The 14,608-nt window shown below is 26.5% G+C and carries 17 protein-coding genes; 14 read left to right on the forward strand and 3 right to left on the reverse strand.

Annotated elements, in window-relative coordinates; all coding sequences use genetic code 11:
• The first annotated feature begins 6 nt into the window (after positions 1-6).
• On the forward strand, positions 7-216 hold the full coding sequence (locus tag IR151_RS02825; protein ID WP_227432931.1) for a hypothetical protein: 210 nt from the start codon (positions 7-9) through the stop codon (positions 214-216).
• A gap of 139 nt (positions 217-355) precedes the next feature.
• Here the strand turns inward: IR151_RS02825 and IR151_RS02830 are convergent, their stop codons facing one another.
• The gene (locus tag IR151_RS02830) at positions 356-922 is read right to left on the reverse strand and encodes a DUF1836 domain-containing protein (RefSeq protein WP_413927178.1); all 567 of its coding nucleotides are present in this window, start codon (positions 920-922) and stop codon (positions 356-358) included.
• Positions 923-1,081: 159 nt separating this feature from the next.
• On the opposite strand from IR151_RS02830, the gene trhA reads away from it, so the two are divergent.
• Positions 1,082-1,735, forward strand: a complete 654-nt coding sequence (gene trhA / locus IR151_RS02835) for a PAQR family membrane homeostasis protein TrhA (RefSeq protein WP_227432934.1) — start codon at positions 1,082-1,084, stop codon at positions 1,733-1,735.
• 158 nt (positions 1,736-1,893) lie between these two features.
• On the opposite strand, the gene IR151_RS02840 is transcribed toward trhA, so the two are convergent.
• Entirely contained in the window at positions 1,894-2,070 is a 177-nt protein-coding gene (locus tag IR151_RS02840; RefSeq protein WP_003420092.1) for a hypothetical protein, read from the reverse strand.
• Between the two features lie 527 nt (positions 2,071-2,597).
• Between IR151_RS02840 and IR151_RS02845 the strand changes: the two genes are divergently transcribed.
• From IR151_RS02845 to IR151_RS02885, 9 genes are all read left to right on the forward strand, one after another.
• Positions 2,598-3,542, forward strand: coding sequence for an ATP phosphoribosyltransferase regulatory subunit (locus tag IR151_RS02845; protein WP_227432936.1), 945 nt, complete (start codon positions 2,598-2,600; stop codon positions 3,540-3,542).
• Positions 3,543-3,563: 21 nt separating this feature from the next.
• A complete protein-coding gene (gene hisG, locus IR151_RS02850) occupies positions 3,564-4,190 on the forward strand; it encodes an ATP phosphoribosyltransferase (protein ID WP_227432938.1) in 627 nt (208 codons plus the stop codon).
• Positions 4,191-4,223: 33 nt separating this feature from the next.
• Positions 4,224-5,273, forward strand: a complete 1,050-nt coding sequence (hisC, locus tag IR151_RS02855) for a histidinol-phosphate transaminase (protein ID WP_227432939.1) — start codon at positions 4,224-4,226, stop codon at positions 5,271-5,273.
• A 2-nt stretch (positions 5,274-5,275) separates the two neighbouring features.
• Positions 5,276-5,854 carry an imidazoleglycerol-phosphate dehydratase HisB gene (gene hisB, locus IR151_RS02860; protein WP_227432940.1) on the forward strand — a complete coding sequence of 193 codons (579 nt, stop codon included), beginning with the start codon at positions 5,276-5,278 and terminating at the stop codon, positions 5,852-5,854.
• 1 nt (position 5,855) lies between these two features.
• Positions 5,856-6,461 (forward strand): imidazole glycerol phosphate synthase subunit HisH, encoded by a 606-nt coding sequence (gene hisH / locus IR151_RS02865; RefSeq protein ID WP_227432941.1) that lies wholly within the window; start codon positions 5,856-5,858, stop codon positions 6,459-6,461.
• Positions 6,458-7,180 carry a 1-(5-phosphoribosyl)-5-[(5-phosphoribosylamino)methylideneamino]imidazole-4-carboxamide isomerase gene (gene hisA / locus IR151_RS02870; protein ID WP_227432942.1) on the forward strand — a complete coding sequence of 241 codons (723 nt, stop codon included), beginning with the start codon at positions 6,458-6,460 and terminating at the stop codon, positions 7,178-7,180. Before hisH ends, hisA begins: the two co-directional genes overlap by 4 nt.
• Positions 7,162-7,920 carry an imidazole glycerol phosphate synthase subunit HisF gene (hisF, locus tag IR151_RS02875; protein ID WP_227432943.1) on the forward strand — a complete coding sequence of 253 codons (759 nt, stop codon included), beginning with the start codon at positions 7,162-7,164 and terminating at the stop codon, positions 7,918-7,920. Before hisA ends, hisF begins: the two co-directional genes overlap by 19 nt.
• 28 nt (positions 7,921-7,948) lie before the next feature.
• Entirely contained in the window at positions 7,949-8,617 is a 669-nt protein-coding gene (gene hisIE / locus IR151_RS02880; RefSeq protein ID WP_227432946.1) for a bifunctional phosphoribosyl-AMP cyclohydrolase/phosphoribosyl-ATP diphosphatase HisIE, read from the forward strand.
• Between the two features lie 809 nt (positions 8,618-9,426).
• Entirely contained in the window at positions 9,427-10,764 is a 1,338-nt protein-coding gene (locus IR151_RS02885; RefSeq protein WP_227432948.1) for an APC family permease, read from the forward strand.
• A gap of 93 nt (positions 10,765-10,857) precedes the next feature.
• On the opposite strand, the gene IR151_RS02890 is transcribed toward IR151_RS02885, so the two are convergent.
• Positions 10,858-11,706: an MBL fold metallo-hydrolase gene (locus IR151_RS02890; protein ID WP_227432950.1), complete on the reverse strand. Its 849-nt coding sequence runs from the start codon at positions 11,704-11,706 to the stop codon at positions 10,858-10,860.
• A gap of 502 nt (positions 11,707-12,208) precedes the next feature.
• Between IR151_RS02890 and IR151_RS02895 the strand changes: the two genes are divergently transcribed.
• From IR151_RS02895 to IR151_RS02905, 3 genes are all read left to right on the forward strand, one after another.
• The gene (locus IR151_RS02895; protein WP_227432951.1) at positions 12,209-13,042 is read left to right on the forward strand and encodes a polysaccharide deacetylase family protein; all 834 of its coding nucleotides are present in this window, start codon (positions 12,209-12,211) and stop codon (positions 13,040-13,042) included.
• 68 nt (positions 13,043-13,110) lie between these two features.
• Complete coding sequence (locus tag IR151_RS02900; protein WP_227432952.1) at positions 13,111-14,067, forward strand: peptidylprolyl isomerase; 957 nt, start codon at positions 13,111-13,113, stop codon at positions 14,065-14,067.
• A gap of 51 nt (positions 14,068-14,118) precedes the next feature.
• On the forward strand, positions 14,119-14,601 hold the full coding sequence (locus IR151_RS02905; protein WP_227432953.1) for a sigma-70 family RNA polymerase sigma factor: 483 nt from the start codon (positions 14,119-14,121) through the stop codon (positions 14,599-14,601).
• The last annotated feature ends 7 nt before the right edge of the window (positions 14,602-14,608 follow it).

Raw genomic sequence — 14,608 nt, forward strand, 5'->3', positions numbered from 1 at the left:
AAAATCATGCGAGAAGAAAAAAGTAATGAGAAGTATGATTGTTATTGGTGTAATCAAGAAAATAATTTCCATGTAGAGATAAAAGACAATGTAGTGATGATAGATGATGGCACTGGTATACTTAAACAAGCCGTTTTCATAGGGTATAAACAAATTCAAGTTAATTTGAATTGTTCACATTGTCAAAACTTAAATAGAATAAAATTAAATTTGTAAACTTTAGATATGGAGATTCTTGAAAGAGTTAAAAATAGAAAGTATTAATATTTAGACTGAAAATTATATTGTATACAATAATGATTAATTTAAGCTGTATTGTATTTTAATATTTATTTTCAGTCTTACTTTATTAAAATTATTTTTTGGGAGTATCTTGGAAAAAAGTATCTACTATTTTTTCTGAAATACTTTTTAATTGGTCAGCCATTGAAGTTAGGCTTAGTAAGGCTATCAATAAATCACCTTTATTTTCTGGATTAATACTGATATTTTCAAAATTAGACTCTATAAAGTTTGGCATATTATTTCTTTGCCTTTCTTTTATTGATATAAACTTTTCATAACATGCCACTAAATCTTCTCCGTTGAAGTCATCTTTTTCGTATACACCATTTAAGATTCTTTTAATCTCTTGTATTGTAAGTGTATTTTTCATAGAATAAATGATTATCATTTGTAAGATTTGTTCTTTGGTATATTTTTTTCCCTTAATTGGTTTGATTAATCCTTCTTTACTATAATTATTTATCATTGTTTTAGTGAGAATTTTATCATCCTCAAATCTTTTATTGGCAGAAAGTTTACTGTCAATTAGAGAAATAATCTGATCCATATATAGGTCAATAGATGGAATATCATTTGAAGTTATATCTGTATTATTTAGCGTTTCCAGTATTATGGTATTTAATTCATTGTTCATCATATGTTACCTCCATAATATTTATAATACACTAATTTAGAAAATAAAACAATATTAATGGTTGCAAAAGATATATAAAGTGGTATAATTAAATTTATAATATAGTATTAAAAACTATATATAAAATGTAATTTTTAAAATACATAATTGTAGGAGGATGAAATGTATCAATTTTTTTTAAAGGGTAGAGACCCAATAAGTAGTTTAACTCATTTTATAGGGGCTTGTTTATCTCTTATAGCTACTATAATTTTAATTTTTCAATCTATATCTTTACAACAAACTTCTTTTTTGATGATAGTGTCTGTGTCTGTATTTGGATTATCATTAATTGCTCTTTATAGTGCAAGCTCATATTATCATTTTTTAAAAGGTACACCAGAACAAGAATTATTTTTCAGAAAAGTAGACCACGCAATGATTTATGTATTGATTGCTGGTTCATATACACCAATATGCTTATATTTTATGCAAAAAGAAGAGGGAATAATATTTACTACAGCAATATGGATAGTTGCATTTATTGGTATAGTAATAAAAATATTTTGGATGGATGCACCTAGATGGTTGTCTACAAGTCTATATTTACTTATGGGGTGGGCAATTGTCTTTGATATAAATGCATTTAATTCAATTCCTAAGGATTGTCTTAACTTATTAATAATAGAAGGTGTATCTTACTCTATAGGTGCAGTTATTTACATTATTAAGAAGCCAAACATAAGTCCTGAATTTGGATTTCATGAGATATTTCATATTTTTATTATGTTAGGTTCTTTATTCCACTTTTTAGCTGTTTTATTGTATGTTTTATAGTTTAAGAATCCAGTTAATTGATACTAAAATTTCTACAATGAAGAAAATAAAAAGAACTGTCTTATATAGAATCTATCTTCTACTATAAGACAGTTCCTTATTATAAATACAATTATATTTATAATAACCTGTTTATAAAAATAGCATATTCAAAATGTCTATTCCATAATTCCTTTAATGTATTTCTCATTTACGACATATAGTTTGAATTTATGTACTATAATTATATCCTCTAAATTCTCTGACACACTAACAATTCTAACACATTTATTTCTAATTTCTACAGGCAAATCTAAATCATTTGTTAAATTTACATAGTCATCATATTTATACATAAAATCATCCCTTTACATTAAGATATACTTATTATACTATATTTTAATAAGTTTTTTTAAATTATTACAATTTTTCCCGAAATTTCATTTTTTATACACAAAACTTCCAAATTAAGTAAAGATTAAATATCTAACTGTACAAATAAAAAATCATATAAAATATTTTATTTAAATTTTTAAATAACTATTGCCAATTTTTGAAAAGTATATTATTATTAATAGTAATAAAAAAACTGTAAATTTAGAATATTAATAAAAAATATTTGGGAGGAAATTATCATGGTGAGATTAAATGTAGAAAAATTAAATATAAAATTAAATCATCACCATCATCATAGATTAAAGGGATTGTAATATGAAATTGATTCATAGACACAAGCCCTGTTTTTAGTGTAATTGGTCTTGTATCTATGATGGGAAGTAATTTTAAAAGAAAATTATAGCCATATAGGTATAAAGCCTATATGGCTTTTTTATTGTTTTAAATTTGCAAATGTAAGAGTAATTTTAATGAAAAGGGTGAGAGTATGAAATTTTTAAGAATTGAAGATGAGGTTATTTATTCTAAAAAAAGATACAAATTAAAAAGAGAAATAGACAGGCTTTTCTTAGATGAAGAATATTTTCAAATAGAACCACAATTATTTGAAGAATATGATGAATTTACAAATATAAATAGTAAAATCCCAAAAGAATCTATGGTAAAGGTTGTAAATGGAAGAGTAATGGTGTTAAGAGCTGATATAACTACAAGTATAATAAAAAGCCTCATACCAAGATGGGAAGAGGGTTTAAAACTTAAACTTTTTTATAATTCATCTATATATAAAAATAAGAATACAGTTGGAATAAAAGAGATAAGACAGATAGGTTGTGAGTATTTAGGAGAATCTTCTGTAGAAGCAGATAGAGAAGTGGTAAAATTGGCCCTTAAGATACTTGAAAAGTACAACAATAATTTCATTTTGGAAGTTGGGAGTAGTAAATATATTAATGGATTATTAGAGGAATTAAAATTGAATAAGAATTGTGAAAATCAAATTAAAAACTTATTATATACCAAAAATAACCATGAATTAAAAGTATATATTGAAGATTTAAAAATTAAAAATGATGTAAAAGAATTATTATCAAATATCTTAAGTTTTCAAGGTAATCTATATAATGTTATTGAAAAGGCGCAAAAATTCTATTGTAATGATAAGATGAAACAAGCACTTGAAGAGTTAAAACAAATAAACGATTTAATTGAGGAATGTAATTTTTTAGATAAAGCTAGATTTGATTTATCAATGATTACAATGCTTGACTATTATGAAGGAGTTATGTTTAGAGGATACTATCCAGACTCATATAAAGAAATTCTAAGCGGTGGAAGATATGATTCTCTAACTAAAGAGTATGGAAAAGAAATTCCAGCTATTGGATTTACATTAAGTGTTGATGAGCTAATGAAGTATGTATATAAGTAAGATTGAAAAGGAGGTATTATTTTGGATTATTTAACTATAGCACTAGCAAAAGGAAGAATAGAAGGGGAATCATTTAAAAAATTTAAAAAAATGGGCTTGGGAGACAGTATAGATACTGATACAAGAAAGTTAATTTTTAAAGATGAAAAAAATAAAATCATATATATACATGTAAAACCATCAGATGTGGTTACCTATGTTGAAAAAGGAGTTGCTGACCTTGGTATAGCAGGGAAAGATACTATTTTAGAAAATGAAACAGATGTATATGAAATATATGATTTAGGTTTTGGAAAGTGTAAATTTGCAGTAGCAGGATTAAAGGGAGATAGCATATATAGAAAAGATGAATATTTAAAAGTGGCAACAAAGTACCCAAATATAGCAAAAAAATACTTTAAAGAAAAAGGTCAAAAAATTGAAATAATAAAACTAAATGGTTCTGTTGAACTAGCTCCAATAGTAGGCTTATCAGATGTAATTGTTGATATAGTTGAGACAGGTAATACACTTAAAGCAAATGGACTTGAAATATTAGAAGATATATGCGATATAAGCGCTAGGATTATATCAAATAGAGCTAGTTATAGATTTAAGTATGAACAAATTCAAAATATAATTCGTTTGTTTAAGGAAATTGATAACTAAAATATAATTAAAATTGACAAGGAGAGGTTTAGATTGAGAGAAAAAGAAAGTATAAGAGAACTAAAGGGATATGAACCAAATCATGTAAATTGTAAGGTAAAGCTTGATGCAAATGAAGGAAATAAAAAGTTGTTCAAGTATCTTGTTAAAGAGCTTGGAGATAGCGATATAGATTTAAATTTATATCCTGAAGACTCTTATAGCGATTTAAAAGAGTCTATAATAAATTATATAGATATTTCTGGAGTAAGTAAGAAAAACCTTTTAGTAGGAAATGGTTCAAGTGAAATAATTGATTTGATAATACATACTTTTGTAGATAAAGATGAAACAATATTAAGTTTTTCTCCAAGTTTTAGCATGTACTCTATATACAGTCAGATAAATGGTTCAAAGTTTATAGGTGTTGAGAGTGATGAAAATTTAGTTATAAATATAGATGATGTAATTGAAACAGTAAAAGAAAATAATCCAAAGATAGTAATTGTTTGTAATCCTAATAATCCAACAGGGGCAATACTTAAAAGAGAAGACATAATAAAACTTTTAAACTCAACTAACAGTTTAGTAGTTTTAGATGAAGCATATATGGATTTTGGGGAAGAAAGCATGTTAGAGAATGTTTTTGAGTATGAAAACTTAATCGTTCTTAGAACTCTATCAAAGGCATTTGGATTAGCTGGGATAAGAACTGGATATATGCTATCTAATAGTAGTTTGATAAACTCTGTTGAGAAGGTAAGACCTCCATATAACTTAAATTCATTGTCCGATTTCATTGCTACAAGAGCATTGAAAAATAAAGAAGTAGTTAAGTCTTATATAGATGAAGTAAAAAAAGAAAGAGAAAAATTGTATAAAGAAATAATTGATATGGGTATCAAAGCGTATGAGTCACAAGCAAACTTTATATTATTTTACTCTGAGATAGAAAATTTATCACAAAAGCTGATTGATAGAGGAGTACTAATAAGAAAGTTTAGTGGAAAACTAGAAAATTATTATAGAGTTACAATTGGTGATAAAGAAGAAAATATTATGTTTGCAAATGCTATAAAAGATATTTTTCAAAAGGAGAATTAGGTATGAGAGTTTGGAAGATAGAAAGAAATACGCTTGAAACACAGATTTTAGTAGAACTAAACATTGATGGTACTGGAAAAGTTGAGGTAGATACTGGAATTGGATTTTTAGACCATATGCTTACTTTAATGGCGTTTCATGGTAAGTTTGATTTAAAGATTATTTGTAAAGGAGATATATATGTAGATGACCATCATAGTGTGGAGGACATAGGTATAGCTGTAGGAGAGGCATTTAAAAATGCTTTAGGGGATAAAAAAGGAATAAGAAGATATTCTACTATCTACATACCTATGGATGAATCTTTATCCATGGTGTCTATTGATATAAGCAACAGACCATATCTTGTATTTAATGCAAAGTTTGATACTCAAACGATTGGTAGTATGAGTACTCAATGTTTTAAAGAATTTTTTAGAGCTTTTGTAAATGAATCTAGAGTAACTTTACATATTAATCTTTTGTATGGAGAAAATGACCATCACAAAATAGAAAGTATTTTTAAAGCATTTGCAAGAGCATTGAAAGAAGGTAGCGAAGTAATTTCAAATGAAATAGCATCTTCAAAGGGGGTCTTATAAAATGAATATAATAGTAGATTATGGTCTAGGAAATATAGATTCTGTATCTAGAGGTTTTAAGAAGGCTGGAATAGAAACTAAAATTTCTAACAATTTAAATGAAATAAAGAAGGCAAATTCACTAATACTTCCAGGTGTTGGAGCTTTTAGAGATTCTATAAATGCTTTAAATAAGCTAGATTTGGTGCCAATAATAAAAGAACATGTGTCAAAGGGAAAGTTTTTAATAGGCATATGTTTAGGCATGCAATTACTTTATGAAAAAAGCTATGAATATGGAGAATATGAAGGGTTAGGTCTTATAGAAGGTAGCATTGATAAACTGGATATAAGTTTAAAAGTTCCACATATGGGATGGAATAATCTAAAATTTAATAAGAAAAATGATGATATTCTTAAATATATTAAAGAAGATGACTATGTATACTTTGTTCATTCATATTATGCAAATTCATCAAATAAAGAACTTGTTGCGTTTTCAGAGTATGAGAAGAAGATTCCAGCAATAGTTAGAAAAGATAATGTATATGGTATACAATTTCATCCAGAAAAAAGTGGAGAAGTAGGTTTAAATATATTAAGAGCATATGGGGAGATGATAAAATGATAATATTTCCAGCAATAGATATAAAGGATAACAAGTGTGTAAGATTAACTCAAGGTGATTTTGACAAAGTAAATGTATATTATGATAATCCATTAGAAGTAGCATATAAATGGAAAAATGAAGGTGCAGAATATATACATATAGTAGATTTAAATGGAGCTAGAAGTGAATTTGGTGTAAATACAAAAACAATTGAAAATATAGCAAACAATATAAAAATACCTATTCAAGTAGGTGGAGGGGTTAGAGATAAGGAGAAAGTTCAAAGTTTAATAAAAGCAGGTGTTACTAGAGTGATACTTGGGAGTATCGCAATTGAAAATATGGAGTTAGTTGATGAGTTGGTTAATGAATATCAAGAAAAAATTGTTGTTTCAATTGATGCTAAAAATGGAAAGGTAGCGGTTAGAGGTTGGGAAGTTGTAAGCAATGTAGATTCTCTGACTTTATGTAAACAACTTGAAAAAATAGGAGTAAAGACGATTGTTTATACAGATATATCAAAAGATGGTATGCTTCAAGGTCCAAACTTTGATATATATGAAAAAATATCAAAAGAGACATCTTTAAATGTTATTGCTTCTGGGGGAGTGACTTCTATTAAAGATATTAAAAAACTTAAAGATATGAACTTATATGGAGCAATAATAGGTAAAGCACTTTATGATAAGAAGATAGACTTTAAGGAGGCTCAACAACTATGCTTACTAGAAGAATAATACCATGTTTAGATGTACGAAATGGAAGAGTTGTAAAAGGGAAAAAATTTACAGATATAGTGGATGTGGATAGTCCAGAAGTCCTTGGAAAATTTTATAGTGACTGTGGCGCAGATGAACTTGTATTTTATGATATAACTGCATCAAATGAAGACAGAAAGACATCTTTGGAATTTGTATCTAAAGTTGCAGAAAATATAAATATTCCATTTTGTGTAGGTGGAGGAGTAAATAAATTAGAAGACTTTACTAATATTTTAAGAAAAGGTGCAGATAAAGTTTCTATAAATTCATCAGCAGTAAAAAATCCTGAATTAATAAGAGAAGCCTCACTAAAGTTTGGTGCACAATGTGTAGTTTTATCAATAGATGCAAAAAAAAATGAAGCGGGTTCATGGAGTGTATATGTAAAAGGCGGTAGAGAGAAAACAGATTTAGATGCAATTGAATGGGCAGTCAAAGGTGTTGAACTTGGAGCTGGAGAGATTGTTGTAAATAGTATGGATGAAGATGGAATGAAAAATGGATATGATATAGAGTTACTGTCAAAAATAACATCTTTAGTAAATGTACCTGTTATAGCATCTGGAGGGGCTGGGAAAATGGAAGATTTCTATGAAGCAGTCAAAGAATCTAATGTAGATGGAATCTTAGCAGCATCTGTTTTTCATTTTGGAGAGATAAAAATAAAGGATTTGAAAAAGTATTTAAAAGAAATGGGTGTAGAAGTAAGATTATAAATTAAATATCTATAAGGAGATTGGAAAAATGAATGATAAATGTAATAATGTATGCAGTGAAAAATTTGAAGAATTTATAAAAAATGTAAAATTTGATGATAAAGGATTAGTTCCTGCTGTTGTTCAGGATGTAATAAGTAAAGATGTATTGATGTTAGCATATATGAATGAGGAGTCTATAAAGAAAACTTTAAAAGACAAAATAGCTTGTTACTTTAGCAGAAGTAGACAAGAATTATGGGTTAAAGGTGAGACATCTGGAAATATTCAAAAAGTGGTCAAGATTTCTTATGATTGTGATGTGGATACAATATTACTTTTAGTTGAACAAACAGGTGTAGCTTGCCATACAGGTAATTACTCTTGTTTCTATAGAGATTTATTTGATGATACTGATAAAATTGACTTTGAAGTACAAAAAAATACATTAAAAGAATTATATGATTTAATAAATGAAAGAAAAAACAATCCTATTGAGGGGTCTTATACTAACTATCTATTTGACAAAGGTTTAGATAAAATTCTTAAAAAAGTTGGAGAAGAAAGCAGTGAAGTAATTATAGCCTCAAAAAATGAAGATAAAAGTGAACTTATTTATGAGATTAGTGATTTAGTATATCATACATTGGTTTTAATGATAGAAAAAGGTGTTGAAATTGATGAAATAAAAAAAGAATTAATTAAAAGAAGAAAATAGAATAAAAATAGATTGATAGAAAATAAGAAAGTATACCGTTTTTTAAAAAAAACGGTATACTTTCTTATTTCCTGTTTTATATTGTAGAAGAAAATCACAGGTTTCTTACTTAAGTTTATTATGTATACAATTTATCAATAAAACGATTATAATACATTATTTATTTTAGAAAAAATATAATTATATAATTAATATTTAAGAAAAATAATTTTAAATTAATTTTCATATTGAATAATATGGGCTGAAAAAGGATATGTTTTAAGATGAAATAGATATAAATTTTAATAAAAAGTAAACGTTTTCAAAACTAATATTTTATTTTTTACTAAAAAATAAAATATTAGTTTTGATTTATGGTTTAATTTGGGTTATAATAAATTGTTAAATTATTTATTACTATAAAACAAGCTATAAAATAAATAAAAGTGATACTATTTAGTCAAAAACATTAATAATAAAATACAAATTACAAAAATATAATAAAATGTTTTTGAAAACGGTGAAAATTTATTGCAAAAGGTTTAAATTAACTTTTACTTGTGGATAGAATCTATTCTAATAGATAAATAGATATTGAAATGTAAAACAATTTAACTGTTATGAAGAATGTATCATCATATTGGGATTTTTAATTTTTATAATTTTTTTAAAAAATTTTAATTTTACTTAAAAATTAAAATTTACAAAAGTTTAGCATATGTTATTTTATCTTAATAAATAATAAAAACTATTTTTCTATAATATTGGCATAGTAGATGCTTATATAACTATGAAATTAAAATTAAATAGGAAGAAATAGGAGGAAAAAAATGGGAAATAGTGAGCTAAAAAAGACTCTTGGTGTATCTGCAGCATTATCAACTGTTGTAGGTTCAGTAATAGGAGCAGGTGTATTTTTTAAACCGCAGGCAGTTTATACATTAACTGGAGGAGCTCCAGGACTTGGCATATTGGCATGGTTAATAGCAGGAATCATAACTATAACAGCTGGTCTTACAGCTGCAGAGGTATCAGTTGCAATACCAAAAACTGGTGGAATGATGGTATATATAAAAGAGATTTATGGAGATAAATTGGGATTTTTAACTGGATGGATGCAAATTGTATTATTCTATCCTGGGATGATGGCAGCATTAGGTGTCATATTTGGAGAGCAAGCATCAGCTTTAATTGGTAATTCATCATTATTACTTCCAATAGCAATTGGAATTATAGTGATAGTTGCAGGGCTGAATATGTTGGGTTCAAAAACTGGGGGAGCTATACAAACAATTTCTACAATATGTAAATTAATACCACTTATATTAATAATGATTGTTGGATTTATTAAAGGCGGTGGAGATAATCCAATACTTAGTCCTATGGTTGGTGAAGGATTAAGTCTAGGAAGTGTAATAGGTCAAGTTTTAATTGCTATATTATTTGCATTTGATGGATGGATGAATGTTGGTACTTTGGCTGGAGAAATGAAAAATCCAGGAAAAGACCTTCCAAAAGCTATAATAGGTGGATTATCAGTGGTTATGGCTGTTTACTTTGTAATAAACTTAGCATATCTTTGGGTATTACCAGCTAGTGAGCTAGCTAATTACGCTTCACCAGCATCAGCAGTTGCTGAGGTTATATTTGGTTCAATAGGTGGAAAAATAATATCTGTAGGTATATTAATTTCAGTATTTGGAGCATTAAATGGATTCTTATTAACTGGTTCAAGAGTGGCCTATACTTTAGCAACAGATAAAACTTTGCCTAAATATAAAGTATTTTCTAAATTAAATTCTGCTCAAGTTCCAGCAAATTCTATAGTATTAGTATCTGTTCTTGCAGCTATCTATGCTTTATCAGGTCAATTTAATTTATTAACTGATTTAGCAGTATTTGCTACTTGGATATTCTATGTATTGACATTTATAGGGGTAATGAAGCTTAGAAAAACTCACCCAGATATACCAAGAGAATACAAAGTACCACTATATCCAATTGTTCCAATAATAGCTATAGTGAGTGGTATATTTGTCGTAGTTAATCAATTATGCTTCGCGGGTATGAAAACTACTATGATATCTGTTGGAGGTCTTATAATAACAGCTATAGGCTTGCCAGTGTATGCTTATATGACTAAGAAAACAAAAAATGAGTCTAACTAGTTTATAAATACTTTATGATTATATAAAAAATAAAATCCCAATCTATAACGTAGATAGATTGGGATTTTATTTTTTTATTTTTAGCTTTTATAATTACACCTCTAAAAAATCACCTGTCTTAAAATACTCTATTTTGTCTCCAAGTAATTTTTTCATGTAATCAAATGCAACTAATCCTGTACAATGGAATGTATATATTTTCTGAAAACCAATTGTGTTAAGTTCCTTTATGACATCATCTATGTATTCTGTAGAACAGTTAAGTCCACCTTGTTTTGATAAATTATCCATATGAAATCCTCCAATAATAAACTTAATTGATTTATCTGGAAAGTATTTTTTAACAGTATGAGCGATATTTACAATTCCACTATGACTACAACTACTTATTATTGATACATAGTCTCCATCCACATATACTAAGAATAATTCGTGTTTAAAATCATCTTCAATAAACATATTGTCCTTAAATTTTAACAGATTTTTATCTCTACAAAAGAAATCTTTATTATTGTTTTTATCAGAGAAGATATAAAGATTTTCACTAAGTTTGTAAAAATCATCTATCCAAATAAAGTTTTTATTAAAATCTTCAAATAAGCCCTTTCTATTTCCTATATAGTAGTTTTCTTGCTGATTTTCGTTATGGTAGAAATATTCATATAATTTAGCTTGAGATTTTATATAAACGTCAATATCTTTATTAATTTCAAAAAATTTATCTATACCACCAATATGGTCGGAATGATTATGAGATATTACAAGTGCATCTAAATTTAATAAATCAACATTTAAATTTTTAGCATTTTCTATAAAATTTCCACTTTTTCCTGTATCTAATATATATCTTTTATCATTAATTTCTAAAAATAAAGATAAACCATGTTCAGATTTTAAGTTTTTGGAGCCAGAAATATTTTCAATTAAAGAAATTACCTTCATAAACAATACCTCCCAATAATATTTTTAGAATTTTTATACAACTAATACTTATATTGTAACAAATTATTATGTTGTAATGTAAAAAGTTTCCTATAAAGTATAACACTTTGTAGACAAGTTTATAAATTTTTATTTAATAACAAAAACAAATGTATATGAATATATAAAATATAAGGTCAAAACAAGAAATAATATTATTTTCTTAATATATTTCTTATTTTAAATTTCTATTTTATAGAAAAAAAATTATAAATTTTAAAAATTAGAAACGACATTTTAACTAGTATTAATTGTAAAAAACACTATATAATACTCAATTTTCAACATTCTATACAATTATACAGAAATTATACAGCATAATAATCAGCAAAATAACAAATTTTAAAAATTAAGTAAAACTTTTTGTCGAAGTTCAACGTCTATATATATGTAGTGTAGATTCTGATTCTAAAATACTACAAAAATATAAATGTAAAAATATAGTAATATTGGAGGTCGAACGATGAGAAATAAAAAGAAAAAAATAAATAGAAAGAGATTGTATTTGCTTTTAAGTGCTATAGTAGTCTGTTTAGCATTTATAATAATTGGCATACGAGTTAGTTATATGAACATGAAAGAAGATGAAATTAGTAGAAATGCTAAACTATCAAGTTCTACTATTACAGATATAATATCTAATACATCAGCAGAAGTTAGTAAAGGGCCTAGTAAAAGTTCTGGAAAAGTAGCATACATAACTATAGATGATGGTCCATCTAAATTTACTGACCAAATGATAAAAACTTTAAATAAGTATAATGTTAAAGCAACTTTTTTTATGATAGATGGAAATATGAAGGAATATCCACAGCAAGTTAAAAATATAATTAAAAATGGGAACACAGCAGGTTTTCATAGTGTATCTCATGATATTCATAAACTTTATGTTACTAGTACATCAGCAAAAGATGAATTTGATACGAATGATCAGACTCTTTATAGTATAACTGGTAAACATTCAAAAGTAATAAGAATTCCTTATGGAAGTAAACCATATACTCCACAAGCTTCATATCAAGCCTTAGTTGATGCAGGGTATAAAATTTGGGATTGGGATTTAGATACTGAAGACTGGAAATCTAATTCTGCACAAATTGTACAGAATGTAAAAGCTCATATTAAGAATAGAAAAGGTGAAGATAAGGATCAACTTGTAGTTTTAATGCATGAGAAAAAACAAAGTGCAGAAGCTTTAGATTCAATTTTAAAATTTTTATCAGATGAAGGCTATGAATTTGCAGCAGTAGAGCAAAATCAGATACCAAAAAATTATTGGTTACGTAATTTGGAATAGTAAAAATAAAAAATGTTGATTAAGAGTTTTAAAAATTGAAAATAAAAAATGAGTGAGGTGTAAGTGTTTTGAATAAAAAACTTTGTGTAGGAATGGTCGGAGTACTATCTTTAATGATGGTTGGTTGTAATAAAAGTTTAGCTAAAGTGAATGATGTAGAAATCACAAAGGCGCAATATGAAAAAACAAAGGCAGTATTATCTGCTACTAACAGTTATATAAATGGTCAATCTTTAGATGAAATGGAAAAAAGTTTAGATAAAAAAGGTAGAAATAAATTAGAAAATGTTATAATATCGTTTATGGTGGATAATGAACTTTTATATCAAGAGGCTAAGGATAAAGGATTAACTCCAAGTAAAGGTGAGATAGACTCAAAATATCAAGAACTAGAAAATGAAATGAATTTGAATACAAGCTATAAAGAAAAAATGGACAAAGCAGGTGTAGATAAGGAATATTTAAAGCAAGAAATATCTAGAGATTTAGCCATAGACAAAAGTAAAAAAGCCTTTGAAAATAAAATAAATATAAGTGATGCTGAGATGGAATCTTATTATGTAAATCATAAAAAAGATTTTAACGTAGAAGAAGTAAGTGCTTCTCAAATATTGATATCAACTTTAGACAAAAATAAAAAAGAAGTAAGTAAGGATAAAAAAGAAGCTTTAAAAAAAGAGGCAGAGAGTATATTGACTAAAATCAAAAATGGAGAAAGTTTTGAAGCATTGGCTAAAAAATATTCAGATGACAAAGCGACTGGAAAAAATGGAGGTCAGCTAGGCTATTTTTCAAAGAATGATAAAAATGCTGAATTTACAAAAAAAGTATTCAAATTAAAGAAAAATGAGGTTTCAGGTGTTTTTGAAACTAGTTATGGATATCATATAGTCAAAGTTACTGATAAAAGAGAAAGACAAAAAAGTCTTAATGAGTGTCAGAGTTTAGTAAGAGAATCTATTTTAAACGAAAAATATATTGAGCACATAAAAAAATTGAATGAAAGTGCAAAAGTAGAGAGATAGAATCTATAAAAACTCAATCCTAGCCTGTAGCCGGAGGGAGATTTTACAGGAATGTTTAAGAGTTTAAAGAGAAGGAAAGTTGAGAGATACATTATCGATAATAAAGACTCTTTTTATAGAATTGCATATAGTTATACAAAAAATGAAGAGGACGCATTAGATGTGGTTCAAGAAGCCATGTATAAGGCTCTATATTCAGTAGAAAACCTTAAAGAAGTAAATTATATAAAAACATGGTTTTATAAAATTCTAGTTAGAACGAGTATAGATTTTATTAGAAAAAACCGCAAATATAATAATATGACAGATATCACTCTTATAGATGAGACAGGAGAATGTGATAAGTATACTGATTTAGACTTAAAAAAAGCATTAGAAGAATTACCTATTGAATATAAATCTATTATAATATTGAGATTTTTTGAGGATTTAAAGATTGAAGAAGTAGCAATAATATTGGATGAAAATGTGAATACTGTTAAAACTAGGTTATACACTGCTTTAAAAAAATTAAAATTAAAAATTGAAGAGTAGGGATAAA

Origin of the sequence: Clostridioides sp. ES-S-0006-03 (genome assembly GCF_020662275.1) — a bacterium.
Taxonomy (GTDB): domain Bacteria; phylum Bacillota; class Clostridia; order Peptostreptococcales; family Peptostreptococcaceae; genus Clostridioides.